Below are 26400 nucleotides of genomic sequence, written 5' to 3'. Positions count from 1 at the left end.
GCTGGGGCGGGAGAAGCAGATAAGTGTCGAAACCTCCCACTTGACGGCCGGATAGCCTTCCGGGACACCGCTCTCCAAGGCTATACCGCCCCCCCTGTGGCGAGCGAGCTTGCTCGCGTTGGGCCGCGAAGCGGCCCCAGTCCAGGCGATGGGGATGTTCAGGTCAATCGCGTTGTCTGCTTCAGGGCTGCTGCGCAGCCCAACGCAAGCAAGCTCACTCGCCACAAAGGGAGATGCGATCATCGGCTAAGAGGGGCTCACCCACACTGAACGGATGAGCGCCTATCCCGGTCAGCGCTTTGAAAGCTCCATGATCATCCGGCTCAGCAAGTAGACCCGCGGCGCGACACTTTCCACTTCCGCATATTCTTCAGGCGTATGAATGTTGCCGCCGACAATCCCAAAGCCATCCAACGTCGGTGTCCCGACCCCGGCCGACAAACTCGCATCCGCCGCGCCACCACTGCCTTCAATCGTCAACTGCTTGCCCAATTCCGCATAAATGCCTTGGGCAATCGCCACCAACTTGTCTGACTCCGGTGTCTGCGGCATCGGTGGCAAGCCGCGTTGCAAACTGGTCTTCACTTGCGTCTCGGGAATCAACTTGTTGGCCGACACCCGTGCCAGATCTTTTTCGATCCGATCGAACTCTTCGGGTAACGCCGCGCGCACGTCGGCCTTGGCGATGGCTTGATCGGGGATGACATTAGTGCGATCCCCGGCCTTGATCACAGTGAAGTTGATGGTGGTTTTCTTCTCTTCATCCCCCAGCTTGCCCAGTTGCAGGATCTGGTGCGCGGCTTCCATGGCGGCGTTGCGCCCCAGTTCCGGAGCGACGCCGGCGTGGGCGGCCTTGCCTTTGACTTCGACCACCGCGGTGGCGCTGCCCTTGCGCCATACCACCAGGCCGTCCGCCGGCCGGCCGGGCTCCAGGTTCAGGGTGACGTCGTGGGCCTTGGCGGTATTGCGGATCAGCTCGGAGGCGGCGTCGGAGCCGGTTTCTTCGCTGGCGTCGAGCAGGAAGGTGATTTGCGCATAGTCCTTGAAGCCTTGGTTTTTCAGGACCTTGAGTGCGTAGATACCGGCGACGATGCCGCCCTTGTCATCCATCACGCCGGGGCCATAAGCGCGGCCGTCCTTGATGTGGAACGGGCGCTCGGCAGCGGAGCCTTCCTTGAATACGGTGTCCATGTGGGCCATCAGCAGGATCCTGGCCTTGCCGGTGCCCTTGAGGGTGGCAATCACATGGCTGCTGTTGGCGGCCGCATCCGGCACGCGCTCGATGCTAAAGCCCAACTGCTGGAGTTCATCGACGGCAATGTCACTGACCTGGGTCAGGCCCGGCCCGTAGCCGGAGCCCGAGTCGATATTCACCAGGCGCTCCAGCAGTTTCAGGGCATCGGCCTTGTACTGTTCGGCGTCTGCCTGGATCTGTTTATGGGGTTCGACGCTGTAGGCCGGGAGCGTGAAGGACAAGGCCAGGGTCGCGGCCAGAAGGGTACGGGGGAAGGTAAAAAGCATGCAACGGTCCTTGTTTTTATAGGGAGGTTACGCCACACCCTACCCCACTAAACCGACCGCAACCAAGCCCCCTGCACCGCACTGACGCAGTTGCGCCCGCTGCTCTTGGCTTCGTACAACGCCAGGTCAGCGTCATTGAGCCAACTGGTGGAGTCGGCATGCGTGAGTTGATAAGGGGCCAGGCCGATGCTCAAGCTGGCGCGCAAGGTCGGGTCCTGGGCGTAGGCCAGCGCGTTGAAGCGATCACGCAGGGCGTCCATCACTTCGGTGGCACGGTTGAGCGGCATGCCCGGCAGGATCACGCAGAACTCATCACCGCCGTAGCGCCCGGCCAGGTCGGCGACACGCAGGTTCTGGCGCAGCACCTTGCTGAGCTGGCGCAGGACGATATCGCCAGTGACATGGCCGTAGGTGTCGTTGATCACCTTGAAATGATCGATGTCGATCAACGCAATGGCCGCGCCCTGCTGCTCGCGCCGGCAGCGCTGAAACTCGATTTCCAGATGGTCCTTCCAGGCGCCGTGGTTGAGCAGGCCAGACAGGCTGTCGGTGCGGCTCAGGGCCAGCAGTTCGCGCTTATGCCGTGCAAGGTTCAAGGCCTGGCGGTAGCAGATCCAGCCCAGGGCCAGCGGGTAAAGCATGAGGATCGGCAGGCACGCATAGAGCTGTGCCGGCGTGGTCAAGGCAATGAACGCGGGCGTGAATATCAGCAGTGATACGCCAATCCCCAGCCCCTGTGCCACCCAGCCCATCAGCATGAAACGCGGGCCGCCGATGGCGACGTTGTTCATGGTCATCATCGACAGGGTGGTGACGCTGGGCAGCGGGTTGAAGTGCATGGCACCGACCCAGAAGCCGCCGCAAAAGGAGTCGAACAGAAGGTTGCGGCGTTCACTGCGCAGGGCCTGGGGCGCGCGCAATGTGGACTGAAAGGCCAGGTGCGGCCATACGAAGGCGTTGAGGATCATCCAGACCCACACCCATAGGGGCGGGTTCACTGGATACATGCCAAACGCCACGCACACAAAACCGAGCGTCAGCCCCAGGGTGCGGGATTTATACAAGCGTGTAGCGAGTGGAAATCCCTTTCCTCCGGCGGCCGGCATGCTCTGATGATCCTATATGAATGCCTGGAGTCTATCAGGGCGGCGGCAATACGCCACTACCGCTTATAAGCTTACAGCCCTTCCGGGGAAAAACCCCGCGCCAGCATCAACGCCACCCCCAGCAACAGCGCGGCCGTGACCCGTTGTAACAACACCCGCCGCCGGGGGTTTTCCAGCACGTGCCGGATACGCTGGCCGAAATAGCAGTACAGGCAACCGCTGGCACATTGCAGCAGCAGGAAGGTCAGCCCGAGGATGGCGATGTCCGTCGTCGAGCGGTGCTCCCCTGCCCCGGCGAATTGTGGGAACACGGCGCTGAACATAATGAGGGTCTTGGGGTTGGAAAACCCCGTCAGCAAGCCCTTGCCGAACAGGCCGCGCGCGCCCTCGACACTGCCGGCGGTGTCGATTGGCAGGCCGCTGCTGGTCCACTGCTTGTAGGCCAGGTAGAGGATATAGGCCACGCCGACAATCTGGATGCCCTGGGTAATCGCCAGGTTGCCCTTGATCAGTTCGGAAAACCCCACGGCGAAGATCAGGATCGAGATCAGGTACGACACGCTGGCACCGACCTGCGCCGGGATCGAATTGCGCAACCCGCCCTTCAAGCCCAGGCTCAGCAGCAACAGGGTCATGGGGCCTGGGCTGAACGTCAGGGTGGTGCAAAACAGCAGAAAGTAGAGAAACGAAGATAGCGTCAATGCGCTGGTCATGGCCCTGGCTCCTGGGATCAGACAGCCGCAGATGGGCCGGATGCCGCGCAGTCTAGGACAGCGGCATTGCGCAAGGCAGGTAAAGTAATGCCTAATTCGCCCTAACTTCACCGGTAAAATGACCGGCAAAGACAAGGAAGCCTTATGTTGGTAACCCCCATCGCTTTTGTCGACGGCACCCCCAAGGTGCAGCAGATTGTCGACGCGTTCAGCCAGTCCATCGAGCAAGGCGAATGAGCACCCGGCAGCAAATTGCCGTCGGTACGTGAGTTGACCGAGACCCTGGGCGTCAGCAAATTCACCCTCAACGAAGCGCTGGATCGCCTGCGCGGGCGCAACCTGCTGACGTCCAGCCAAGGCCGCGGTTTCTTCGTGGCGATGGACACCGCCCGCCCCGCCTCGGCGGCCTGGGTCGACCTGCTGCCCCAGGACCTGCTCAGTGTGTTGCGACGGCCCTTGGTCAGCGCCGGCAGCGACCTACGCCCCGGCGGCGGCCACTTACCGGAAAGCTGGCTGGACAGCGAAGCGATTCGCCAGGCGATGCGCAGCGTCGTACGTGCGCCATCGCTGCGTATCGCCGGGCTGGGCACGCCGGCCGGGCTGTTGCCGTTGCGCCAGGCGCTGCAACATAAGCTGCACGGCGAAGGCTTGTCGGTACCGGTGGAGCAAATCATCACCACCCCCAACACCGTGCAAGGCCTGGACATGCTGATGCGCCTGCTCGCGCGCCCCGGCGACACGGTGCTGCTGGACGCACCGTGCTACTTCAACTTCCACGCCAACCTGGCCCTGCACGGGGTCAAGGTGTTGACGATCCAACGTCGTCCCGACGGTTTCGACTTCGCCGCCCTCGAACAGCTGCTGGCCGAGCACCGCCCCAGCCTGTACCTGACCACCAGCGTGCTGCACAACCCCACCGGGCATTCCTTCAGCCCTGGCCAGGCGTTTCGCCTGCTGCAACTGACCCAGCGCTACCACTGCCATATCATCGAGGATGACCTCTACGGCGACCTTCACCCCAACCCGCCGCCCCGCCTGGCCGCCCTCGCCGGGCTCGACCAGGTCACCTACCTGTCAGGCTTCTCCAAGATCCTCAGCGCCAACACCCGCGTCAGCTACGTGGTGGCGGCGCCACAATTGGCGGCGAACCTGACCCACATGAAGTTGATGAGCGGCGGCGTGACCTCCGAGCTGTTCGAGCAGATCGTCTACCGCATGCTCAGCGAAGGCAGCTACGCCAAACATCGCAAGCGCATGGTGCAGCGCCTGATGGAGGCCGGTGGGCGTGTGGAGCAATGGCTCAAGCGGTGTGGCTGTGAACTGCCGATGGGGTATGAAGGCGGGATGTTCATCTGGGCGCGCCTGCCCGTCGGCGTGGACAGCGAGCGCTTGGCCCAGGCCGCATTGAAGCAAGGCATGGTGCTCGCACCTGGCGCACTGTTCGGCTACGACCCGGCCCATCGCGACTCGATGCGCTTCAATGTCGCCCACAGTGATGAAGCGCAGGTGCGGCAGCTGTTCGAGGCGCTGCTGCTCAAGGCGTGACGCGCCCCAGCCGTGCCAGGTGCAGCCGGACGCAACGCCCTGGCTTCCTCCAGCAGTGTCTGGATCACCTGCTCCTGCTCGTCATAACGGCCCTCTCCCCAGTGGCTGTAGCGCCTTTTGCCGGTGGCGTCGAAGAAGTAATGGGCCGGCCAGGCCTGGTTGTCGAACGCCTGCCAGATCCTGAAGTCGTTATCGATAGCCACCGGGTACCCGATCCCCAGCTTCTTCACCTGCTGACGCACGTTATCCAGCACTTTTTCGTGGTCGTACTCGGGGGTGTGCACGCCGATCACCACCAGGCCGTCCTTGGCGTACTTGTTCGCCCACTGGTTCACGTACGGCAAGCTGCGCTGGCAGTTGATGCAGTCGTAGGTCCAGAAATCCACCAACACCACTTTGCCCTTCAGCGCGGCCGCATCAAGCGGCGCTGAGTTGAGCCAGGCCACGGCACCGTCCAGGGACGGCATGGTCGGGTTGGGCTGGCTGAAAGGCTCGGCGTCGACTGCTTTGGGCAGCAAGTAACATAAGGCAGCGGCCAGGGCCAGGCTCGCGAATAAACAGCAGATGGTCCGGGTCTTCATCACAGCGTCCTCGGCAGGTGTTCGATGACGTCCATTGAGCCTGCGCGAGGTATCCGGATTGTGTCGAAAAAAGCCCGCGGTATCGGTATTTTAGCCTCACCGTGTATCTGCTTATCGCCAGATACACTGGCATACAAAGGGCACAAGGCAAGGCACCGGGCAGTGACTAGACTGCGCAGCAATAATGACTGCTTGAGGAAAACAGCATGGACCACGTCGATCACATCCTGATCGTGGATGACGACCGGGAGATCCGCGAACTGCTCGGTCATTACCTGAAGAAAAACGGCATGCGCACCAGCGTGGTCGGCGACGGTCGCCAGATGCGCAGCTTCCTCGACACCACCCCGGTGGACCTGATCGTGCTGGATATCATGATGCCCGGCGACGATGGCTTGCAGCTGTGCCGGGAACTGCGGGTCGGCAAGCACAAGGGCACGCCGGTGCTGATGCTCACCGCGCGCAACGATGAAACCGACCGCATCATCGGCCTGGAAATGGGCGCGGATGATTACCTGGTCAAACCCTTCGCCGCACGCGAGCTGCTGGCCCGGATCAACGCGGTGCTGCGCCGCACGCGCATGCTGCCGCCGAACCTGGTGGTCAGCGAAACCGGGCGCCTGATCCGTTTCGGGCGCTGGCGCCTGGACACCACCGCGCGCCATCTGCTCGATACCGACGACACCCAGGTGGCCCTGAGCGGCGCGGAATATCGCCTGCTGCGCGTGTTCCTGGATCACCCGCAACGGGTACTCAGCCGCGACCAGTTGCTCAACCTGACCCAGGGTCGCGACGCGGACCTATACGACCGCTCCATCGACCTGCTGGTCAGCCGCCTGCGCCAGCGCCTGCTGGATGATGCCCGCGAACCGGCCTATATCAAGACCGTGCGCAGCGAGGGTTATGTATTCTCCCTGCCGGTGGAAATCCTCGGGGCCGGACAATGAAGTGGCGCCTCGGCTGGCCACGCACGCTGGCGTCGCAGTTGTCGCTGATCTTTCTGGTCAGCCTGGTGTGTGCCCATGGCCTGTCCTTCAGTGCGCAGTTCTACGAGCGCTATATCAGCGCGCGCACCACGATGCTGGATAACCTGGAAAACGATGTGGCCACCTCGGTGGCAATCCTCGACCGCCTGCCCGCCAATGAGCGCGCCAGCTGGCTGCCGCGCCTGGACCGGCAGAACTATCGCTACCTGCTCAATGCCGGCGAAAGCGGCGAACCGATGAACAGTGATGACATACCAATGGCGGCCGCGTCGATCAGGCATGCCCTGGGCGAGCATTACCCCCTGACCTTTCGCACGATCCCCGGCCTACAGAAACACTTTCAGGCGCACCTGACGCTGGCTGATGGCAACCCGATCACCCTCGACGTACGCCCCGCCGCCCCGCCCGTTGCACACTGGTTGCCGGTGGTGCTGGTCCTGCAACTGGCGCTGCTGCTCGGCTGTACCTGGGCGGCCGTGCGCCTGGCCATCCGCCCGCTGACCCGTCTGGCCCGCGCCGTGGAAACCCTCGACCCGAACGCCCACCCGACGCCCCTGGACGAAACCGGCCCCACCGAAGTCGCCCACGCCGCGGTCGCGTTCAATGCCATGCAGCAACGCATTGCCGAGTACCTCAAGGAACGCATGCAGATCCTTGCGGCGATTTCCCACGACCTGCAAACCCCCATCACCCGCATGAAACTGCGCGCCGAACTCATGGAAGACTCCACCGACCGCGACAAACTGTGGAGCGACCTCGGCGAAATGGAGCATCTGGTGCGCGAAGGCGTGGCCTACGCGCGCAGCGTGCACGGCGCCAGCGAGGCCAGTGCACGTATCAACCTCGACGCATTCCTCGACAGCCTGGTGTTTGACTATCAGGACATGAACAAGCGCGTCAGCCTGTCTGGCAGAAGCGCTCGGGTCTTCGACACCCGCCCCCACGCACTGCGCCGCGTGCTGGTCAACCTGGTGGACAACGCGCTGAAATTTGCCGGCAGCGCCGAGCTGGAAGTGGGCGCTACGGCGACGGGCGAACTGTCGATCAAGGTGCTGGACCGCGGCCCCGGGATTGCCGAGGGTGAACTGACGCAAGTGCTGCAGCCGTTTTACCGGGTGGAAAACTCACGCAATCGTGGCACCGGCGGCACGGGGCTGGGGTTGGCAATTGCGCAACAACTGGTGGTGGCGATTGGCGGGACGCTGACCTTGAGCAATCGTCTGGGCGGCGGGTTGTGTGCCGAGATTCGCCTGGGTCGGCCAGTCAGTCGGCCGCGCAAAGACTTATAGTGCGAAGGGGCTTGGTCGACACCTCACGATCCTCCACATATGACAAATACTAAACTGCCATCACGGACAAAGACCGCTTCACCTAAATTACTTATCACGCATTAAAAAACTGCACTAGCATATGTCTACAGCTGCACAAATACCCTCGCAACACCCCCCGCTCACCGCGTTCACTCCTATAGAATAAACGGACGAATGTTAAAATTTGTCACGTTTTGCCGTAATCAATTCGATTAGTATCTAAACGCTAGCAGCGATTGAACTGTCGGCCTTGCATGCCGGAAAAGGGAGTAGGTGATGCATTTTTCCAACGTCCTCGCTATTGCACGGACTCCGTCTAAAACCGAGGATTTTAGAGCGCTTATAGTTCGCACTGTACCGAATGATTTAAAAGTCGATACACGTAGCTACGGCCAACTAGTTGACTCACTGGATGACCCCGTCAATTACCGCGCCATCATTATAGAAATCGATACGCCCTCTGCCAGCCATCAAACTCTGGACATCATAAAGAAGACACGAACCCAACATCCGGGTTGCATCATATGTGTCGTGGTGACATTTGCGTCCACCCAGAGCAAGACCAAATACTATTTGGCCGGCGCCGATTACTGCATCAAAGTAGTCGAAACTTCCCCCGAGAAAAAACTCGATTTAGTCGATGCGTTTCTGAATGAAACGTATCGGTCGGATTCTTGCGAACTGATCCTCGACCAGGACCGGATGTGCATTTATGGCGGTGGCCAAAAGTTAGAGATCTCCTTCGTTGAAATGAAGGTACTCGAAGCACTGATTCATAAGCGACTGCTCAGTCACGATGAAATCGCCGCGGTCATGGGGCTCAATACCAAGTTCTACGATTCCCGCGCTCTGGAAAAATCCATCAGCCGCCTGCGCAGCAAGATCAAGGCGCAATATGGCGAAAACATCATTCAGAATATTCGAGGCTACGGCTATAAATTAAGCCGCGGGATTATTTCTGCCAACCATCTGCACCCTGTCAAGGAGAGGTCGAATCGTGAATAGCGAGAAAATATCACCTGCAGGCATTGCCGAGTTCAAGTTCCTGAGGCAGGCGATAGTTGAACGAAACTGCACGCTATGGGGAAGTGAAACTCGCGTCGACAGCACGACCAACTTGCTCACTCATGCGCATGAGCTGCATCCGATGTGCCGCGAACAACTGCAATGTGCCTATCGTGAGGCCCTGCAACTGTTGACGCCACGTTCAACGAACGCAACCCGAAAACTACCAGCGGCTTCGCGTTACCCGGCCATGCATAAGTTCCTGCGCATTGACCAATCGGCACTGATGTGCCCAGACATGCTCAAGCAGTTAATCCAAACTTCCGATACGTTGGAGCAGTACAAACAGCAACTCGTCATCAGCGTAGAAAACCCCTTGGACGCATTGCCAAGTCCAGTGGAGCGCAGGGCCATGGTGCGCCAGCTTTATACCCTGAAAGACCGCAGCGGTATCAAACTTGCCTACAACAACTACAAACTCGATACAAAGCCGGCTGACCTGCTGATAGAACTCAAGCTCTATGACTATATAAAAATGCCCTTTCCGGACACGGCCATCCGCTTGAGCCTAAATACGCACTCCGACCTGTTCAATCGGCTCTACGACCGTATGCTAGAGCTGATAAGCGTCACGCGCGTGTCATTTATCGCGGACCAGGTTGAATTTTCCGACAGTGCCATGCTCGCCAAACACCTGCCTTTTAATTACTTTCAGGGCGGTTATTACTCGCCCGCTGAAAGTTTATAGTTTTCTCCCCCCACTGATAACGGTGAACACGATGAGCTCACTCAAAAAGCACGCCTTCTCGCCCGCACCTGTGCCTATTGCGCTTCAGGATTTTGCACCCAACGTCGAGTTGACCTATCGCGACCACACTTATACTTTACGGGACAATACCGTGAGGGCCACGCTAACGTCTGCGGTGATCGACACTCCGTTGCATCACAACCACTACTTCACCCCACCGACAAGTCACTACATTTTCATTGATAAACTCAACTTCTCAACTACCCCGTCAACACCGTGTCTGCAGGCTGCTGCACAACCGTCCAGTGACAGCCACTTAAAATCTCAACTTACCAATACTAAGACACATCGCAATCTCCAGGAAAACAACGCTGACTTCACCGCGCTGCACACGCCGGACTTTTGGTTACTGACACAACAGGATCGGATACTGGTTAAAGGTGGCCTGCGTATTTCATTAACCACGATTGAATCGGCGCTGATCAAGAAGATGCTCCACCATGAAGAACGGGTGGTCAGCAAAGAGGAACTGATCCGCAACATCGGGCGCGAACCTGAACTGTATCGCGGTCTGGAAATGTGCCTTAGCCGCCTCCAGGAAAAATTCAAACGGGTTAACGACGGCGAGCGCTTGTTTCGTTCAGTGCGAAATCGAGGCTATTGTTTGACGCAGAAGATAAAAAAATCACTGGAGCTCACCACGCAACGCCACTAAAACAAAAATAATACACTTACACAATAATCACCCTGCCACCCACCACCCTATTAAAACTGCCTTTTTATAACAACCCCCTCCTCGTCATACAGCTACTAGATACTGCCATGACCCTGTTATAAGTCGTCAGCTATTGCTCCCTACCGTTGATTACTATCCCTTTGTGCGCCTCTGCGCGCCTGTCGTTTGGTGGTTATTAACGCCACGTGTCGCTTAACTCTGCCACCACGAGTGGTCACCACTGGGAGCAGTAGCATGCTGAATAACCAAAGAATGCATCGTCATCTAACACCTAAAGGCTTGACCTTCTGGGGGCAATGGACACTGGCCTCCAGCCTGGTCGTGGCATTACTATTTGCATTGGTTGTTTTAAAGACCGGCCAACTTGACTATTACTATCGGGCATTGGCCGCTTTTACGATACTTGCCTCTCTACCGGCGTATATGTTGTGCGATGTGTACAGCAAGAAAGATGATTATGGCGTGGGCCTGGGGCGGCTCTTCATGGGCTGGCTGCTAACACTGATTATTTTATTAGCCGTGGGCATCGCCTGTAATGCCGGGGCACTGTTCCCCCTGGAGATCCTGTTACTGTGGGCCGCCACCAGCTACGCGCTACTAGCATTATGCTATATCCCTATTCATAGTCTTTCCCGTTATTACCACAACCAACTTCACGAGCGGCATAAATCGCTGATCGTCGGTACAGGCAAGCTCGCCGCAGACCTGGCCACCACCCTGTCCCGGCGTAAACGCTCGCCCCTGGTTGGCTTGGTCGGCGCCCGCGACACCGCTGCGCCGCAGCTGCAGTCGCAGATACTCGGCGAGCTGCCGGACCTGCCGCAGTTGATTCGCCAGCACGGTATCCGTCGGCTCTACATCACCCATTCACTGCAGGAAGCCACGCATATCGAGGCGTTGTACATCAACCTGTTGGACATCAGCGTGGATGTGATCTGGGTGCCCGACCTCAATAACATGCTGCTGCTCAACCACTGCGTCGCCGAGGTGGATGGCTTGCCGGCGATTTTCCTCAATGAAAGCCCACTGACCAGCCGCCCGACCGCGGCCCTGAGCAAGTCGCTGCTGGACAAGAGCCTGGCATTGCTGGCGATCATCCTGCTAAGCCCGTTGTTGTTACTGTTCGCCGTGCTGATCAAGCTCACCTCTCCCGGCCCGGTGATTTTCAAACAGGACCGGCACGGCTGGAACGGCCAGGTGATCAAGGTGTGGAAATTCCGCTCGATGCGTGTGCATGACGACAAGGAAGTGCGCCAGGCCAGTCGCAACGATTCGCGCATCACCCCGGTGGGCCGCTTCATTCGCCGCACCTCCATCGATGAACTGCCGCAATTGTTCAACGTATTGCAGGGGCACATGGCGTTGGTCGGCCCACGCCCCCATGCGGTGGCGCACAACGACTACTACTCCGGGAAGATTCACGCGTACATGGCACGCCATCGCATCAAGCCCGGTATCACCGGCCTGGCACAGATCAATGGTTGCCGCGGGGAAACGGAGACCCTGGAGAAGATGCAAAAACGCGTCGACATCGACCTGCGCTACATCAACAACTGGTCACTGTGGCTGGACATCAAGATCCTGCTGAAAACGCCGTTTACGCTGCTGTCCAAAGACATCTACTAGATCACTGTGGCGAACGGGCTTGCCCGTTAAGGCTTTTTGTAGGAGCGAGCTTGCTCGCGAAGAACTCACAGGCGCCGCGTTCATTCAGGAAGCACGCGTTATCGTTAACGTTTTTCGCGAGCAAGCTCGCTCCTACAGAAGCCGATTAGGGCTTGCCCTCATGCCATTCAGTTAAAGCTTTTTTGTAGGAGCGAGCTTGCTCGCGAAGAACTCACAGGCGCCGCGTTCATTCAGGAAACACGCGTTATCGTTGACGTTTTTCGCGAGCACGCTCGCTCCTACAGAAGGCGATGTACGCTTAACTGAAACGGCATTAGGGCTTGCCCTCATGCCGTTCAGTTAAGGCTTTTTTGTAGGAGCGAGCTTGCTCGCGAAGAACTCACAGGCGCTGCGTTCATTCAGGAAGCACGCGTTATCGTTGACGTTTTTCGCGAGCACGCTCGCTCCTACAGAAGGCGATGTACGCTTGCCTGAACGGCATGAGGGCAAGCCCGCTCGCCACAAGGGCTACTGCCTACTCAGTGATCTTCTCGAAGTTCTTGTAGAACAGGTCACTGTCACGCCCATCGGTCATCGAATGCAGTGAGTACGCGCGGTTGAGTCGCGCACCGCCATCACGCGTCAGCGGTGCCCACACCAGGTTGGCGCGGCGCAGGGTCGACAGGCTCATCAACTCATCGAAGGGAATCGACAGGTACAGGCCCTTGTCGAAACTGCCTTCACCGTAGGCTTCCTTGGAGGCCGTGGTCCGCGTGACCCACGCGCCAATGCGCACGCCATTGTTGAATTGCCGCGACAGGTCAAGGGTCGCGCCCCAATCCCGCGCCAGGTAGCGGCCGACACTCAGTGCGCCCTGGGTGTTGAACGGCAAGTCGGTGTAGCCGGTGATATGGCCGGTGAGCGTGCGGTAGTCGCGCAGGCTGAAGTCCTGCTCGAACCCGCGCTGGCGCACATAGTTCAGGTCAGCCCCCAGCGCCCAGCGCTGGCCCATCGGCCGGTACAGCACTTCACTGCCGACACCGGCATACATCGACTCCAGCAAACCGCCGTAGACCATGCCGTAGAGGTCCTGGTCCAACTGCACCGCACGGTTGAGCTGAAAGGTCGGCAAGGTCACATCGGACGTGGTCATGTACTTGCGCAGATCGGTACGTACCCGTGGCAAGCCACTGGGCGCGTCGTAGGTGAAGCCATCGTAGTTGTTCAGCAGGTTGACGCTGAGCAAGCCGCTCCACCAGGTGTTGCGGGTGAAACGGTACTCGGCGTCGAGGTCGGCGGAAACCTGGTAGAGCAAGCCATCCGGGCCGCCGACGTTCTGCTTGTAGCCCAGCCCGGCGCCGTAGCTCAGGGGGTTGGCGGATTGGGTGTAGAGCACCGTCTGGTTGTGCGCGCTGGCACGATTGACTTCGGTCTGGCGGTGCAGGTCCTGCAAGTCCTCGCGGTTGGCGACCACCTCACGAAACGTCTCGCGAGGCACGCTGGTTTCTTCGATCGGCATCGCGTACCGCTCGCTGACCAGGGTGAACCAACTGATCTGGTCATTGACACTGTTGTCGAGGATACGACTGGCGCGGCCCACGGCCTTGGCGCCATGGAAATAGCGCTGTTGCTCGCCATACACCAGCAACTCCGGCCCGCGCTGGGCGATGCGCTGGACGCTGTAGCCGGCATTGTCCTGCAAGCGCTTGGACACTGCCGCCCAATCCACCTGGTCCATGGGCGTGGTCGGTGCCTGCGCGGGCAGTGGCGGCGGCGGTGGGTCATACGTCTTGACCGGTGCCTTGCGGCTGACGAAGTTGGTGTGCAGGGTAATCCCGAACATGGCGGTGTTGCCCCGCTCCCAGGCGGCACTCAGGTCGATGGAGTCGGCGACCTTGAAGACCAGGCCAAGGTTGATCGGCGAGTCCTGGCGCTGGTTGTTATCACGCGGCTCGTGCTGGTAGTCATTGCCCTCGTATTCAAGCTTGAGGCTCAGCGGCGCCCAGGGTGTCTGGTAGGCGACGCCTCCAAACAGCGCCGGCCGGCCGCGAAAATATCCGTTGGAAAAACTGCCGGAGCCTTCGGCCGTGGGTCGCTGGTTGAAACGATCATCCAGCGCGCCCAGCGGGTTGCCCAAATCGCCACGGCTGCCCATGTAGCCCCAGGCAATACCGGCACTGAAATCCACATCGCCATAGCGCTTGTTGGCCACCAGGTACTCGCTGGAAAACAGGCCCGTACCGCCCAAGTCCATCATCCCCAACGCGACCTGGGGCAGCCAGTGGCTCTCCTCATACAGGCGCACTTTGGCATCGACGGCCTTGTCCTTGTAGCTCTGGCCGCCACTGAACGACTCAGGGCCATAGGGGCGGTTGGTGATCGCGGTGTAGCGGAAGGTGCCTTCAAGCCAGTCCAGCGGCTGCGCCGAAAAACTGTAGCGGCTATAGGGGTCGGTGCGGCTGGCATTCACGCTGAGTTCGCCAAGCGGGGCCATGCGTGCGGTGGGGGTTTGCAGCAGCCCGACGCCGCCGAAGTCATTCTGGGTGTAACGGGGTTCGCCATGCGCGACGCCACAGGGCACCAGCAGCACGGCCGCAATACATAATTTCAAGGCGTGACCTCGGCCAGGGGTTGGGTGGCGAGAAACTCGGCCAGTTGCTGGTTCAACTCGGGGGTGGGCGGCTCCAGGTCGTCGCTGCGCAACGGCACCAGCACGGTGCTGCCCGGTGCCGGCGCGGCGCCCTCCTCGCGGTTCCATGGGGCAATGCCCAGGCGGGTGACGTGGCCGTCGGGCTGGATCAGCCACAGGTAGTCGCTATCGGCCCCCGCCACGGGCGGGCATTCATCCAGGTAATCACGGGCCTGGCGCTGCGCCTGGAAGGCCACCGTGCATGACGCCGCGACGGCGCCGAGGATGCGCACGCTTGCGGGCCTGGGTGGATAGATCAACTGGTCGCCATCGTTGACGCGCGGGTTTGGCGCAAAGCCGACCTCTACCGCCACCGGGTCCAGCACCGCGACTTGCCGGCCGGTCACCGGCAGTGCCTGCACCTGCTGATAAAGGCGCGCCGCCTGAACGGCGCGGTTCTCGCGCCCGGCGTCCAACGCGGCGTTGCGCAATGTCTGAAGGTCAAACAGCACACCGGCCTTGAGGCGTGCCTGGCGTTCCAGCAACGGCCGGCGCAGCCAGGCCGCACCCAGCCAGTAGCCCTCGGCATCCGGCTGCGACGCGATGATCACGTCGAGCAAGCGGGCCTCGGGAGCCAAGGGGATCGGCCCCGGATGAAGCACTTGACCGCTGACGGTCATGGCGGCCTGGCATGCGCCGGCACAGCTCCACGCCAATGCCAGTACCCAGCGTCTACGGCAGCTCATCGGGCCTCCTTGCGTGCGGGTTGCAATTGGGTGATTTTCAAGGTGAGGCGCGGGCTGAGGTGTTGTTCGCTTTGCACGATAAAACCGTCACGGGGGTCGACCCAGTAACGGTTGCGCGCCCGAAAGCCCAGGGCGGTGGCTTCGATGTCTTCATCCACGCGCAGCAAGGTGTAGGGTTTGTCGAGGATATCGACGGTCTCCAGGCCCTCGCGGGTCAGGCGGCTGGTGACGCTGATGCCGACGCGATAACCGTCCACCAGGTCGATCCGCCGCGTACTGCGATAGCCATCCGGCACGCGGTGCAGGCCCTGTTGGAAGGGCGACGGGCCATCCCAGTGCGTGCCGTCCAGGTCAGTGCCCAGGCCTACGGTGCGCACCACCAGGCCGTCGCGCAGCAACAGCACCTGCTTGCCGGACGCGACCCAGAATTGCAGGTCGCCGCGCTGGCGAATCATCGCCATCACCCCTTCGCTGGACACCGTCTTCACCTGGATCTGGGGAAACGGCACGGCGTCCACCTGGGCCTGGGTCAGCTCCAGGGGCGAAGGCCCCGAGACCGCCGCCTTGAAGGTGTCGAGCGAGGCCTGCATCAGCGGATTGCAGCCAGCCAACAGCCACGCCAACCCCGCGTACGTACCGATTTTCAGACTGTTCACGCAGGTTCCACCCTATCGGCTGTTGGCTTCGCTCAGGTTGTTCTGAGTGGATGCACCAATGCCGATAATCGACGCGGAAGGCACCAGTTGGCTGATAAAGCGGTTCCAACGCGTGATATTCGCCGGCCCGACAAACACCACGTCCTGGGGCTGCACATCAAAGCGCGTGGCCAGGGCCATGGCTGAGGGGGAGCCGGCTTCCAACTGGAACACCTTGGCCGGTTCCACATCAATGTTCTGCGCACCGCGAATCACGTAGATGGCATCGGCGTTGGAGGTGTTCTGGTTGACCCCGCCCACCGAACCCAGCACATCGGAGAGGTTCATGCTGCGGGTCTTGAAACTCAACGCACGGGGCTGCATGACTTCACCCATAACATAGATGCGCTTGCGATCGTTGTAGGCCAGGTAAAGCTGGTCACCGTCCTTGAGGTAGACCTCGTTCAAACGCGACGCTTCGAGGTTGAGCGTATCCAGGTCCAAGGTGTAGTGCTTGCCGCCACGGGTCAGGGTCAGGTTCGACAGGTCAGCATTGAGCGGGTCTATACCGGCGGCCCCCAGGGCTTCACTGACGTTCATGGGGATGGTGGTGATCGGCACCGGCCCGGCCTTGACCACTGCGCCGCTGATCACCACTTTCTGGCTGGCAAAGCGCAGCACACTGACATCCACTTGGGGGCTGTCGATGTAGCGGCGCAACTTGTCGGTGATCTCGCTGCGCAGCGCCTCAATGGAACGGCCCTTGGCAACCAATTCGCCCACATAGGGGTAAAACAGATTGCCCTCCGGGCTAACCAGTCGGCCATTAGCATCGATCTGCTGTTGCGGGCCGGACGGCGCGGTGAGTTCAGGGTGATCCCACACGGTGATATACAACGCATCATTGGCACCGATCAGATACGGGCCGGGTTTATAACTCAGTAGTTCCGCCGGGATGGCATAAGGCACTTGCGTGGCAGCGTCCATGGCCAATAACTTTGGGGTAATTGGAATTAGATCCACTCGGCTACTCTCTGCCCCGCCCGGCTCAGTCAAGGCAGCGGTGTCCATATATTGACCCGGGGCAAACATGCAGCCTTGCAATAAGACAGCGGCCACGACGGCCAGGGGAAAAATACGCATCATAGTGTTAGGACACTCGCGATAAACAACAAGAAAAAAAGACCACTTGGATGGGGGTGCCAAGCGGTCTAAAAGCGGAAGGTTTGCAACTGGCAACTAGCGACTGGTACTCGTGGTACCGGTAGTACCGGTGGTACCCGTAGTGCCGCCGCCATTGGAGCTGCCGCCGCTGTTGGACACCGCGGCAACACCCGCAATCAGGGCAGCGCCAACCAGCAGCGTTTGCCCAACTGTCACGGTACCCACCACTTGCGTATCAAGTCCCAACGGCAACTCATCGGCCAACGCAGAAGTGCTCAAGACACTGAGCACCATGATAGCCAGTGATTTTCTCATTTCAGACTCCTTATCGTCAGTGAACAGGAAAGTCGATAGTGCCACTCAACTAAACAACGCACCAGACGCGCAACTTTTAACTGACTTAGTTGAAAATAACGTTTTTCCGGTGAAGCGCCCGGTGGCCACTGCATCGGGACAATCAAAGTTATTTAAAACGTTATTAATTGTCGAAAAACATCAGGCCCTGCCGTACTTGTCTTCAAAGCGCACGATATCGTCCTCGCCCAGGTAGGAACCCGACTGCACCTCGATCAATTCCAGGGGAATCACTCCTGGGTTTTCCAAGGCATGCACCTGACCGATGGGGATGTAGGTCGACTGGTTTTCCGCCACCAGGTAAGTCTGCTCGCCATTGGTGACCCTGGCCGTACCGCTGACCACGATCCAATGCTCGGCGCGGTGGTGGTGCATCTGCACCGACAACTTGGCCCCCGGCTTCACCGTGATACGCTTGACCTGATAGCGCTGGCCGTTGTCCACCGAGTCGTACATGCCCCATGGTCGATACACCTCGCGGTGGTTGAGATGTTCATGGCGCCCGGCCTGCTTGAGCAGGTCGACGATGCCCTTGACCTGCTGCACCTGGTCCTTGTGGGCCACCAGCACCGCGTCCTTGGTCTCGACAATGATCAGGTTCTGCACCCCCACCGTGGCCACCAGCCGACTGTCAGCGTGTACGTAGGTATCGTGAGTGTCCAGGCTTAGCCCATCGCCGCGTATCACATTGCCGCTGGAGTCTTTTTCGCTGGCCTCCCACAACGCCGACCACGAGCCAATATCACTCCAGCCGGCCTGCAACGGCACCATCACCGCGTCACTGGTTTTTTCCATCACCGCGTAATCGATGGAGTCGTCGGGGCAAGCGGCAAAGGTCGCGGCATGCACGCGGGTGAAGGGTTGATCCTGGCTGCCGCCTTCCAGCGCCACGCGACAGGCCTTGAGGATGGCCGGCTGGAAGCGTTCCAGTTCCTCCAGGTAACGGCTGGCGCGGAACATGAACATGCCGCTGTTCCAGTAATACCCACCATCGGCCACATACGCGGCAGCGGTGGCGGCGTCCGGCTTCTCCACAAAGCGCTTGACCTGATAACCGCCCTCGCCCGCCGCCGCGCCTTGTTCGATATAGCCGTAGCCGGTATGGGCGCTGGTGGGCGAGATACCGAAGGTCACCAGCTTGCCGTCACGGGCAAGCGGCAGCGCCACTTCCAGGCTGGCATGAAACGCTGGGATGTCTTCGATCAAATGGTCCGCTGCCAGCACCAGAAGGATCGGGTCCTGGTCCTCGGCCACCGCCTTGCACGCCGCCAGCGCGATGGCCGGCGCCGTGTTGCGCCCCGCCGGCTCCAACAGGATGCTGGCCTGCTCCATGCCCAACTGGCGCAACTGCTCGGCCACCAGGAAGCGGTGCTGTTCATTGCAGATCAACTGCGGCAGCGCGACGTTAGCGCCTTCCAGCCGCGTGATGGTCTGCTGCAGCATCGAAAGGTGCGCGTCGGTCAAGCGCAGGAACTGCTTGGGGTTCAGTTGCCGCGAAAGCGGCCACAGGCGCGACCCCGAACCGCCTGCCATGATCACGGGTAACAACATGAGAGCGTCCTCGGGAGAGAGAGTCAGAAATAGGCGCGAGTGTGTTCATGCACCCGCAGGCTGATGCGCAGTTCATCCTCGGACCACCAGCGGTAATGCTGGTGTTGCTCCGTGGGCGGCTGCAGGGTCTGGCCTTCCGGCAGGTCCAGGCAATAGCTGAGCACCACATAATGGGTGTCCGGCCCGGCCCCGGCGTTGGCAAACACGCTGTCGTCGTAGAAGTGCTCGAACACCCCCAACAGCCGCGCCTCAGCGCGCTCGAAGGTGTACCCCAGTTCGTCGCAGGTGATGCGTCGGAATGCGCTGTCGAGGTTTTCGTTTTTCTGGATACGCCCGCCGGGCACGAACCAGAAGCCGTAGGCCGGCCGGTTGACGCGCAAGCCCAGCAGGGCCTCGCCACGGGTATTTCTTACCACCAGGTCGATCGCCACCAGCGGCGTCGATGCCACGACCGTATTGAAGGTCGGTAAATCAAGCCACATACCCATCAGACCTGTGCCAGAAAGCGTTGCAGAATGCGTTCCTTGTCGAGGAACTCCTTGGCGTAGTTCAGCGCCACCTCGTTGCGCGCGGGCAATGCCAGTGCCCGCTCGATCCCTGTGCTCAACGCCGCGACGGATTCCGGTTCAGTCAACACCGCAATGCCGGGGTGTTCCTCGCACAGGCGGCCGAGGGTGGTGCCAGGGTCGGCGGTGATGATGGCGTGGCCGCCCACCGCCAGAATGTTGGTCAACTTGGAAGGCAGCACCGAGTCCGCCACCCCGCGCTTCTGGATCACCAGGTGCACGTCGGCCGAGGCCAGCAGCGCCGGTAAATCCTCGTAGGCCTGCAACGGCGCAAACAGCACATTGCGCAGGCCATCACGCTGCACACGCTCAAGCAAGCGCGCCTTGCCGGTGCCCTGGCCGACGATCAGGAACACCAGCTCCGGGCGATCGACATGGGCCTGGGCTGCATCGAGGATCAATTCCAGGCCCTGCTTCTCGCCGATATTGCCGGAGTACAACAACACCTTTTGGCCGGGCGCCACACCCAGGCGTTGCAGCAGCCCACGACTGTGGGGCACCTGGCGAAAGCGGGCGGTTTCCGACCAATTGGGAAAGAACAGCAGGCGCTTGCTGCTCACGCCTTTGCCCCGGGCCTTGTCGAGCATGCCGCTGGAAATCGTCGAGACCCGGTCAAAGCGCCGCAACAGCCAGCGTTCAAGCCCAAACGCCAGGCGACGCATAAGGGAGCCGCCACCGAGGCCGAGGCCGAACATCGCGTCCACCTCGTAGTCCTGGATGTGCAGCACCGAGCGCGCGCCACTGAGCTTGGCCAACAATAGTGCCTGGGGCGCACAAAACAGGGTGGGCACTACCAGGATCACCAGGTCCGGTTTCCAGCGCAACTGCCCCATGACCGCAAGAAAAGAACTGGCGGAAAAGCTCATCAGGTGCAGCAACCGCGTCAGCGCACGAGGCTGGCGCGGTACATACAGCGGACAACGAATCACCTTCACACCCTCATCCTGCTCGGTGCGAAAGCGCCATGGCGAATACCCCTCGCCCACCTGCCACAGCGGGTAATACGGCGGCGCCGTCACCACCCGCACGTCATGCCCCTGGCCCGCCATCCAGCGTGCCTGTTCACCGCTGTACTTGCCGATGCCGGTGAGCTCCGGGCTGTAGTTGATGCCGTACAGGAGGATCTTCATCAGTAGCCCCGAGGCTGTTCAAGGGCCGCGAGGTAGGCGTTGTAGGCGTCGCGCAGGCCCTCCTCCAGCGGCACATAGGCTTCCCAGCCGAGGGCGTTGATCCGGCTCACATCCAGCAGCTTGCGCGGCGCGCCGTCGGGCTTGCTGGCGTCAAAGCGTAACTGCCCCTTGAAGCCGGTGACCCGCACCAGCGCCTGGGCCAGTTCGGCGATGGTGCAATCCACCCCGGTGCCGACGTTCAAATGCGAACACATCGGCTGGGTCTGCTCGCGGTAACGTTCCTGGCTGAGTTCCATCACATGCACGCTGGCCGCCGCCATATCATCCACATGCAGGAACTCGCGCCGCGGCTTGCCACTGCCCCAGATCACCACTTCCTCATCGCCGCGCTGGGTTGCCTCATGGAAGCGCCGCAGCAAGGCAGCGATCACATGGCTGTTCTGCGGATGGTAGTTGTCGCCCGGCCCGTACAGGTTGGTGGGCATCACGCTGCGGTAATCGCGGCCATGCTGGCGGTTGTAGCTTTCGCACAGCTTGATCCCAGCGATCTTGGCCACCGCGTAGGGTTCGTTGGTGGGTTCCAGCGCGCCGTCCAGCAACACCGCTTCGATCATCGGTTGCGGCGCATGCACCGGGTAGATGCACGACGAGCCAAGGAACAACAGCTTTTCCACGTCATGGCTGTGGGCAGCGTGGATCACGTTGGCCTGGATCATCAGGTTCTGGTAGATGAAATCGGCCGGGTACGTCGCATTGGCGTGAATCCCGCCGACCTTGGCAGCCGCCAGGTACACCTGGTCCACACGGTGCCTGGCGAAGTACGCCTGCACCGCCGCCGGATCGAGCAGGTCCAGTTCGTCACGGCCGGCGGTGAGCAACTGCGTGTAGCCCAGGGCCCATAGGCGCCGCACGATGGCCGAACCGACCATGCCGCGATGGCCGGCCACGAAGATCCGCGCATCAAAGTCACGTGCCATGCTCAGTTCTCCACTGCAATCGGTGCGTCATGCCCGTGCAGGCGCAACAAGGCGTGGCGCTGGGCGATTTTGAGGTCTTCGCGAACCATCTCCGCGCACATTTCCTGGGCGCTGATTTCCGGCACCCAGCCGAGCAGGCGCTTGGCCTTGGACGGGTCGCCCAACAGCGTCTCGACTTCCGCCGGGCGGAAGTAACGCGGGTCGACGCGCACAATCACATCGCCCACCAGGATACCCGGCGCCAGATCGCCGTCGATCTGCTCGACCACCGCCACCTCTTCCACGCCCTCGCCAACAAAGCGCAAATGCAGGCCCAGTTCCGCCGCAGACCAGCGAATAAAGTCGCGCACCGAATACTGCACCCCGGTGGCGATCACAAAATCCTCGGGGTGTTCCTGTTGCAGCATCATCCACTGCATGCGCACGTAGTCCTTGGCGTGGCCCCAGTCGCGCAGTGCATCCATGTTGCCCATGTACAGGCATTGTTCCAGGCCCAGGGCGATGTTGCTCAGGGCGCGGGTGATCTTGCGGGTCACGAAGGTCTCACCGCGACGCGGCGACTCGTGGTTGAACAGGATGCCGTTGCACGCATACAGCCCATAGGCTTCGCGGAAGTTCACGGTGATCCAGTAGGCGTACAGCTTGGCCACCGCGTAGGGCGAGCGCGGGTAGAACGGCGTGGTTTCCTTCTGCGGCGTTTCCTGCACCAGACCGTACAACTCGGAGGTCGAGGCCTGGTAGAAACGGGTCTTCTTTTCCAGGCCCAACAGGCGGATCGCCTCAAGGATGCGCAAGGCACCCAGGGCATCCACATCGGCGGTGTATTCCGGCGAATCGAAGCTCACCGCCACGTGGGATTGGGCGCCGAGGTTGTAGATTTCGTCGGGCTGGATCTGCTGGATGATGCGCGTCAGGTTCGACGAATCCGCCAGGTCGCCATAGTGCAGGATCAGGTTCTTACGCAGGGCCTGCGGGTCCTGGTAAATATGATCGATGCGCTGGGTATTGAACGACGAAGAACGTCGCTTGAGGCCGTGCACGGTATAGCCTTTTTCCAGCAGCAGTTCTGCCAGGTACGAGCCATCCTGACCGGTGATCCCGGTGATAAGCGCGACTTTATTCATGTCTGTCTCCCAATTGATAGGCGAGCGAAGGCCGACACCCAGACTTGGGTGTTTGTTAAAAACGCTCAGTTACTTCGGTGTGGGCAGGTTCAAGTTATGTCCGGTCAACTTTGATAGTTCCCGGACAATGGCTTCCTTATCGTTTAAGTGCGCAATCGCGGTTTCCAGTTCGAGCACTTTGGCGCCCACCAGAAAGCGGTACCAATAGCCCTGGAGCAGGTGATAGACCAGACCACTGCGGCCATCGAGAAACCCCAGCTGGATGATGTAGCGCCACAGGAAATACGCGGTAGAACTCAGGGTGAATGGCACGCGGTTATATAGGCGGTTTTTCACAAGGCGCTTCGCCCTGGCCTGGAACGAACTCTGCCCGGCATGCAAGTCGTCACGTATTTCAAACAGCCCCAGCCGTGCATTCAGCACTTCAATCGCTTCACGGGTGGCATAGCCGTTGTGCTTGTGGGTGAAGAAGGTCAAGTCATGCAAATTGTGGTCGGCAAAACCGCCTTCCAGCGTGATGGTGCGGCCCTCGGCCACCGAGATGTGCTCGTCCATCCAACGGTCTTCGATACGGCCTTTCCCGGTACGCCACAACCGCAGCATCTTCAACGGATAGCGGCCGCCATGACGCACCCAGCGCCCCATGAAAATATGCTTGCGCTTGAAGTTGATGCCGGTGATGTCACTGGTCAGTGTGGGCAGCCGGGTATTGATGGCGGCGGCCAGGTCCGCCTCGATGATCTCGTCGGCGTCCAGACGCATCGTCCAGTTGCCGGTGATCGGCAAATGGTCCAATGCCCACTGGAACTGCTTGGCCTGGTTGACGAACGCATGCTGCACCACTAGCGCACCGTGGAGCCGGGCGATGTCACAGGTGTCGTCGCTGGAGAACGAATCCACCACCAGCACTTCATCGCTGAAGGCACGCGCCGACTCGATGGCTCGGGCGATGTGAAGGCTTTCGTTATAGGTGAGGATGATTACGGTGATGGTTTCACGCGTCATGGCATCACCTCGTGCAAGTGTTGTGTGCGGTGGCCGATTTGCCGGGCGGGATGCCCGGCGTGGACGGTCCACGGCTGCGCAATGCTCTTGATCACCAGGGTGCGGGCGCCCACTACCACGCCATCGGCAATACAGACTCCAAGGGTGACGAACGCGTCGGCGCACACCCACACATGCTCCCCCAGCACAATGGGCTTTGCGTACAACTGAAAGTTTCGACTGTTGTAGTCGTGGGAACCGCCGCACAAATGAGCGCCCTGGGAAATGACGCTGTAGCGTCCGATGGAAATCATGGCCATGTTGTAAAGATTGGTGCCATCGGCAATACCAACATGATCACCGAGTTCAAGATTCCAGGGTGCCCACACTTTCGCGCGCGGATAAACATGTACACCTTTGCCCAGGCGTGCGCCGAACAGTCTCAGTAAGAAGGCTCTCCAGGCATGAAACGGGCGCGGACTGGGCCGAAACAGCAACACGTACACCATATTCCAGAGTTGGCGACGCACCCTGTGCACGAACGAAAACGAGGGCGAGTGATGGGGGTCATTGCCTTGAAGAATCATGGGAGGCACTCCCGCACGATCTCCAACAGACGCTGAGCCCCACGTCGAATATGAAAGCGCTCGGCGAAGCACGCTTGGGCTCGCCCGGACATTTGACCGTAGCCGGGCAAGTCGAGTCGCAACCAGCGTTGCAGGTTTTGCACGGCGCCAGCAGCAGTGTCTTCGCTGACAAACCCTACGGCGTCCTTTTCGATTTCACGCCAGATATTGACCTTGTTACTGATCAGCACCGGTTTGCCACAGGCCAGCGCCTCCGCCACGACTACGCCGAAATTTTCCTGATGTGAAGGCAGGCAAAATACCTCGGCCGCATAAAACGCCCCCCACTTTGCCTCCCCCTGCAACATGCCAGGCCACGTCACTCGATGAGCCACTCCCAAGTCCAAGGCTTGGGTCTTCAACGCCTGTACCCAGCCCCCTTGATCAGGGCCGGCCATGACCAGATGCAAACGCTCATCTTGCCCTGCGACCTGGGCAAATGCCTGCAGCAGTTGGTCGCAACCTTTCTTTTCATGGATACGACTCAAGAACAGGATCACCCGTTTGCCCTTCAACTCTGGGTGGTCATTGACGAAAGCCTGAGCCAATCGTGCATCGTCCGACGGCGGGCTGGCGGTACCGTAAGCCGTTATCGTTTCATTAGCCCGGTATAACCAGAACGACTCACGCGCACGGATTTTCTCTTCTTCACTGGTAAATACCACGCGCTTCGCATCCCTCAGCACCCGGTACTCACCCCACGGCCAATACAACCATTTCTTCAAATGCTTGAGTGGATAAGCGTGCTTAAACCAGGGATCAAGCATCCCGTGGGTATACACAATGTAGGGTCGGCCCAACTTGTTCAGCACCTGGCGAGAGACGAAACCGTGGTACTGCCATAGTCCATTGATGATGAAAAAGTCATAGTGCCGTGCGTGCTGTTCAAGCCACTGCCGAATGTTTGCGTTCAAACCGTAGCCAAATCGGCTCGGCCCCATGAAGTGCACCGTTCCCGGATAGTCGACAGCGAAATCCGCATCCAGCGTCAATACATCAACACGATGCCCGTCCTGAACGAGGACCTTGTCAATTTCCCGAGCGGCATTAATAGGACCGCCATTTTCCGGTTTAACCGAAGAGATGATTCTTAATAACTTCAAGTGCTGTCCGCTCATCCGTTGAATAGATTCAGGTCTTCTTACAAGTAGCAAGATCCAGGTAGACGGCGTTCACGCCTGACGATCAGGTATTGGCCCTGCCTTGAATAAAGTCGGCAATATGAAATTCGCACACTGACAAACAACCCACTGTTATCTCAGGGACCGCACTGAATACGCTTTCCTGCCACCGCGCCACGTCAAAGAGTGCCGTGTTGGCACGCCAGGTGGTTATTAACTATTAGTGAGTAGTTAAAGCCTGCTAACGCCCGCCAGCGGCAAACTGAATACCTGCTCTCCTAGCAGGAAATTCATCAGCAAAACAACCCTATCACTTCCCTCCATTGTCAGAAAGATCGCCTTCAACTCGGCAAAGGGGCCTTCATTAATACGCACTGTTTCCCCGGGAGTAAGGCATGCCGCTACGGGAGCATCGCTATTGCGCTCGTAAAGCTGCGCAATCAACACATCACGGACCGGCAGCGGCTTACCACCAAATGCCACAACCCGTAATACTCCACGGGTCGAACGCAGAGGCCCCCAATTGTCGTTTGAACTGACTTGGATAAATAAATAGCTGGGAAAGAGAGATTCACAAACCACCCTTCGTTGCCCTTTTAGAATCCGCTCACGCCGATGCGTGGGACGAAAACAGGTATAGCCTTGTTCGATCAGATTATTTTCAGCTCGCTCATCCTGATTCGCCTTGCATTGGACCAAATACCAGGCAGTGGAACCAACGTCCTCACTCTGGATAATCGGAATGCTTGTCGCGTCATGTGCCAACACTTTCAGCCTCCAACTAAGCAAGGTTAACGGACTTCCTGCACACTAACGTCAAAAACAACTAACTCACTTTATACCGAGCGACGCCCAAAAAAGCCATGAATGTTATTTTTTGTCAGTTGGAAACTGAAGTGTTATTTTTTGTCGAACTTTAAAAGCTGGCGAACTTCGA

General features: G+C 59.8%; 23 protein-coding genes and 2 pseudogenes. 7 read left to right on the top strand and 18 right to left on the bottom strand.

The genetic code is table 11. The annotated features are described in order from the left end of the window. Positions 1–291 precede the first annotated feature (291 nt). From AC1Q6I_RS20370 to AC1Q6I_RS20360, 3 genes are all read right to left on the bottom strand, one after another. On the bottom strand, positions 292–1521 hold the full coding sequence (locus tag AC1Q6I_RS20370) for a M20/M25/M40 family metallo-hydrolase (protein WP_102624857.1): 1230 nt from the start codon (positions 1519–1521) through the stop codon (positions 292–294). 47 nt (positions 1522–1568) lie between these two features. Further along, on the bottom strand, positions 1569–2627 hold the full coding sequence (locus AC1Q6I_RS20365; RefSeq protein ID WP_024074926.1) for a diguanylate cyclase: 1059 nt from the start codon (positions 2625–2627) through the stop codon (positions 1569–1571). 71 nt (positions 2628–2698) lie between these two features. Next, complete coding sequence (locus AC1Q6I_RS20360; protein ID WP_102624858.1) at positions 2699–3340, bottom strand: LysE family translocator; 642 nt, start codon at positions 3338–3340, stop codon at positions 2699–2701. 144 nt (positions 3341–3484) lie between these two features. Here AC1Q6I_RS20360 and AC1Q6I_RS20355 point away from each other — a divergent pair. Next, positions 3485–4885, top strand: a pseudogene (locus tag AC1Q6I_RS20355) (aminotransferase-like domain-containing protein). Between the two features lie 35 nt (positions 4886–4920). Here the strand turns inward: AC1Q6I_RS20355 and AC1Q6I_RS20350 are convergent. Further along, a pseudogene (locus AC1Q6I_RS20350) lies at positions 4921–5355 on the bottom strand (thioredoxin family protein); the annotation flags it as partial. A 317-nt stretch (positions 5356–5672) separates the two neighbouring features. On the opposite strand from AC1Q6I_RS20350, the gene AC1Q6I_RS20345 reads away from it, so the two are divergent. The 6 genes from AC1Q6I_RS20345 to AC1Q6I_RS20320 all read left to right on the top strand — a co-directional run bounded on the left by AC1Q6I_RS20345 (position 5673) and on the right by AC1Q6I_RS20320 (position 11877). Then, on the top strand, positions 5673–6413 hold the full coding sequence (locus AC1Q6I_RS20345) for a response regulator (protein WP_069076425.1): 741 nt from the start codon (positions 5673–5675) through the stop codon (positions 6411–6413). After that, a complete protein-coding gene (locus tag AC1Q6I_RS20340) occupies positions 6410–7741 on the top strand; it encodes an ATP-binding protein (protein WP_102624859.1) in 1332 nt (443 codons plus the stop codon). Before AC1Q6I_RS20345 ends, AC1Q6I_RS20340 begins: the two co-directional genes overlap by 4 nt. A 297-nt stretch (positions 7742–8038) precedes the next feature. Continuing rightward, a complete protein-coding gene (locus AC1Q6I_RS20335) occupies positions 8039–8767 on the top strand; it encodes a winged helix-turn-helix domain-containing protein (RefSeq protein ID WP_024074920.1) in 729 nt (242 codons plus the stop codon). Next, on the top strand, positions 8760–9515 hold the full coding sequence (locus AC1Q6I_RS20330) for a hypothetical protein (protein WP_069076427.1): 756 nt from the start codon (positions 8760–8762) through the stop codon (positions 9513–9515). Before AC1Q6I_RS20335 ends, AC1Q6I_RS20330 begins: the two co-directional genes overlap by 8 nt. Before the next feature lie 31 nt (positions 9516–9546). Then, positions 9547–10230: a winged helix-turn-helix domain-containing protein gene (locus tag AC1Q6I_RS20325; RefSeq protein WP_102624860.1), complete on the top strand. Its 684-nt coding sequence runs from the start codon at positions 9547–9549 to the stop codon at positions 10228–10230. A gap of 255 nt (positions 10231–10485) precedes the next feature. Beyond that, complete coding sequence (locus AC1Q6I_RS20320) at positions 10486–11877, top strand: undecaprenyl-phosphate glucose phosphotransferase (protein WP_069076429.1); 1392 nt, start codon at positions 10486–10488, stop codon at positions 11875–11877. Positions 11878–12391: 514 nt separating this feature from the next. On the opposite strand, the gene AC1Q6I_RS20315 is transcribed toward AC1Q6I_RS20320, so the two are convergent. The 14 genes from AC1Q6I_RS20315 to rfaH all read right to left on the bottom strand — a co-directional run bounded on the left by AC1Q6I_RS20315 (position 12392) and on the right by rfaH (position 26228). Then, on the bottom strand, positions 12392–14467 hold the full coding sequence (locus AC1Q6I_RS20315; protein WP_102624861.1) for a YjbH domain-containing protein: 2076 nt from the start codon (positions 14465–14467) through the stop codon (positions 12392–12394). Continuing rightward, entirely contained in the window at positions 14464–15231 is a 768-nt protein-coding gene (locus AC1Q6I_RS20310) for a capsule biosynthesis GfcC family protein (RefSeq protein WP_102624862.1), read from the bottom strand. Before AC1Q6I_RS20310 ends, AC1Q6I_RS20315 begins: the two co-directional genes overlap by 4 nt. Then, positions 15228–15887: a YjbF family lipoprotein gene (locus AC1Q6I_RS20305; RefSeq protein WP_371858360.1), complete on the bottom strand. Its 660-nt coding sequence runs from the start codon at positions 15885–15887 to the stop codon at positions 15228–15230. Before AC1Q6I_RS20305 ends, AC1Q6I_RS20310 begins: the two co-directional genes overlap by 4 nt. Before the next feature lie 12 nt (positions 15888–15899). Beyond that, positions 15900–17012 carry a polysaccharide biosynthesis/export family protein gene (locus AC1Q6I_RS20300; RefSeq protein WP_024074913.1) on the bottom strand — a complete coding sequence of 371 codons (1113 nt, stop codon included), beginning with the start codon at positions 17010–17012 and terminating at the stop codon, positions 15900–15902. 93 nt (positions 17013–17105) lie between these two features. Next, complete coding sequence (locus tag AC1Q6I_RS20295) at positions 17106–17345, bottom strand: hypothetical protein (protein ID WP_024074912.1); 240 nt, start codon at positions 17343–17345, stop codon at positions 17106–17108. 180 nt (positions 17346–17525) lie between these two features. Beyond that, on the bottom strand, positions 17526–18935 hold the full coding sequence (locus AC1Q6I_RS20290) for a mannose-1-phosphate guanylyltransferase/mannose-6-phosphate isomerase (RefSeq protein WP_024074911.1): 1410 nt from the start codon (positions 18933–18935) through the stop codon (positions 17526–17528). A 23-nt stretch (positions 18936–18958) separates the two neighbouring features. Then, the gene (locus AC1Q6I_RS20285; RefSeq protein WP_041161167.1) at positions 18959–19417 is read right to left on the bottom strand and encodes a GDP-mannose mannosyl hydrolase; all 459 of its coding nucleotides are present in this window, start codon (positions 19415–19417) and stop codon (positions 18959–18961) included. A gap of 5 nt (positions 19418–19422) precedes the next feature. Beyond that, positions 19423–20631: a glycosyltransferase WbuB gene (locus AC1Q6I_RS20280; protein WP_024074909.1), complete on the bottom strand. Its 1209-nt coding sequence runs from the start codon at positions 20629–20631 to the stop codon at positions 19423–19425. Continuing rightward, positions 20631–21608 carry a GDP-L-fucose synthase gene (gene fcl, locus AC1Q6I_RS20275; RefSeq protein ID WP_102624863.1) on the bottom strand — a complete coding sequence of 326 codons (978 nt, stop codon included), beginning with the start codon at positions 21606–21608 and terminating at the stop codon, positions 20631–20633. The genes AC1Q6I_RS20280 and fcl overlap by 1 nt, the downstream gene beginning before the upstream one ends. A 2-nt stretch (positions 21609–21610) precedes the next feature. After that, positions 21611–22732: a GDP-mannose 4,6-dehydratase gene (gmd, locus tag AC1Q6I_RS20270; protein WP_024074907.1), complete on the bottom strand. Its 1122-nt coding sequence runs from the start codon at positions 22730–22732 to the stop codon at positions 21611–21613. A gap of 69 nt (positions 22733–22801) precedes the next feature. Continuing rightward, on the bottom strand, positions 22802–23737 hold the full coding sequence (locus AC1Q6I_RS20265) for a glycosyltransferase family 2 protein (RefSeq protein WP_024074906.1): 936 nt from the start codon (positions 23735–23737) through the stop codon (positions 22802–22804). Continuing rightward, the gene (locus AC1Q6I_RS20260; RefSeq protein WP_041160909.1) at positions 23734–24303 is read right to left on the bottom strand and encodes an LbetaH domain-containing protein; all 570 of its coding nucleotides are present in this window, start codon (positions 24301–24303) and stop codon (positions 23734–23736) included. Before AC1Q6I_RS20260 ends, AC1Q6I_RS20265 begins: the two co-directional genes overlap by 4 nt. Beyond that, positions 24300–25445: a glycosyltransferase gene (locus tag AC1Q6I_RS20255; protein WP_102624872.1), complete on the bottom strand. Its 1146-nt coding sequence runs from the start codon at positions 25443–25445 to the stop codon at positions 24300–24302. The genes AC1Q6I_RS20260 and AC1Q6I_RS20255 overlap by 4 nt, the downstream gene beginning before the upstream one ends. A gap of 249 nt (positions 25446–25694) precedes the next feature. Beyond that, the gene (gene rfaH / locus AC1Q6I_RS20250) at positions 25695–26228 is read right to left on the bottom strand and encodes a transcription/translation regulatory transformer protein RfaH (protein ID WP_219730629.1); all 534 of its coding nucleotides are present in this window, start codon (positions 26226–26228) and stop codon (positions 25695–25697) included. Positions 26229–26400 lie beyond the last annotated feature (172 nt).

This window comes from Pseudomonas sp. MPR-R2A5 (genome assembly GCF_058793055.1).
Note: the sequence above shows the minus strand (reverse complement) of the source record. Positions and strands in the feature narration are given on the sequence as shown.

Coding starts and splice junctions, on each gene's coding strand:
- AC1Q6I_RS20310 (WP_102624862.1), bottom strand. CDS start 15,231: ATGAGCTGCCGTAGACGCTGGGTACTGGCATTGGCGTGGAGCTGTGCC.
- AC1Q6I_RS20345 (WP_069076425.1), top strand. CDS start 5,673: ATGGACCACGTCGATCACATCCTGATCGTGGATGACGACCGGGAGATC.
- AC1Q6I_RS20260 (WP_041160909.1), bottom strand. CDS start 24,303: ATGATTCTTCAAGGCAATGACCCCCATCACTCGCCCTCGTTTTCGTTC.
- AC1Q6I_RS20295 (WP_024074912.1), bottom strand. CDS start 17,345: ATGAGAAAATCACTGGCTATCATGGTGCTCAGTGTCTTGAGCACTTCT.
- AC1Q6I_RS20280 (WP_024074909.1), bottom strand. CDS start 20,631: ATGAAGATCCTCCTGTACGGCATCAACTACAGCCCGGAGCTCACCGGC.
- AC1Q6I_RS20300 (WP_024074913.1), bottom strand. CDS start 17,012: ATGATGCGTATTTTTCCCCTGGCCGTCGTGGCCGCTGTCTTATTGCAA.
- gmd (WP_024074907.1), bottom strand. CDS start 22,732: ATGAATAAAGTCGCGCTTATCACCGGGATCACCGGTCAGGATGGCTCG.
- AC1Q6I_RS20285 (WP_041161167.1), bottom strand. CDS start 19,417: ATGTGGCTTGATTTACCGACCTTCAATACGGTCGTGGCATCGACGCCG.
- AC1Q6I_RS20325 (WP_102624860.1), top strand. CDS start 9,547: ATGAGCTCACTCAAAAAGCACGCCTTCTCGCCCGCACCTGTGCCTATT.
- fcl (WP_102624863.1), bottom strand. CDS start 21,608: ATGGCACGTGACTTTGATGCGCGGATCTTCGTGGCCGGCCATCGCGGC.
- AC1Q6I_RS20360 (WP_102624858.1), bottom strand. CDS start 3,340: ATGACCAGCGCATTGACGCTATCTTCGTTTCTCTACTTTCTGCTGTTT.
- AC1Q6I_RS20335 (WP_024074920.1), top strand. CDS start 8,039: ATGCATTTTTCCAACGTCCTCGCTATTGCACGGACTCCGTCTAAAACC.
- AC1Q6I_RS20365 (WP_024074926.1), bottom strand. CDS start 2,627: ATGCCGGCCGCCGGAGGAAAGGGATTTCCACTCGCTACACGCTTGTAT.
- AC1Q6I_RS20340 (WP_102624859.1), top strand. CDS start 6,410: ATGAAGTGGCGCCTCGGCTGGCCACGCACGCTGGCGTCGCAGTTGTCG.
- AC1Q6I_RS20370 (WP_102624857.1), bottom strand. CDS start 1,521: ATGCTTTTTACCTTCCCCCGTACCCTTCTGGCCGCGACCCTGGCCTTG.
- AC1Q6I_RS20265 (WP_024074906.1), bottom strand. CDS start 23,737: ATGACGCGTGAAACCATCACCGTAATCATCCTCACCTATAACGAAAGC.
- AC1Q6I_RS20290 (WP_024074911.1), bottom strand. CDS start 18,935: ATGTTGTTACCCGTGATCATGGCAGGCGGTTCGGGGTCGCGCCTGTGG.
- AC1Q6I_RS20320 (WP_069076429.1), top strand. CDS start 10,486: ATGCTGAATAACCAAAGAATGCATCGTCATCTAACACCTAAAGGCTTG.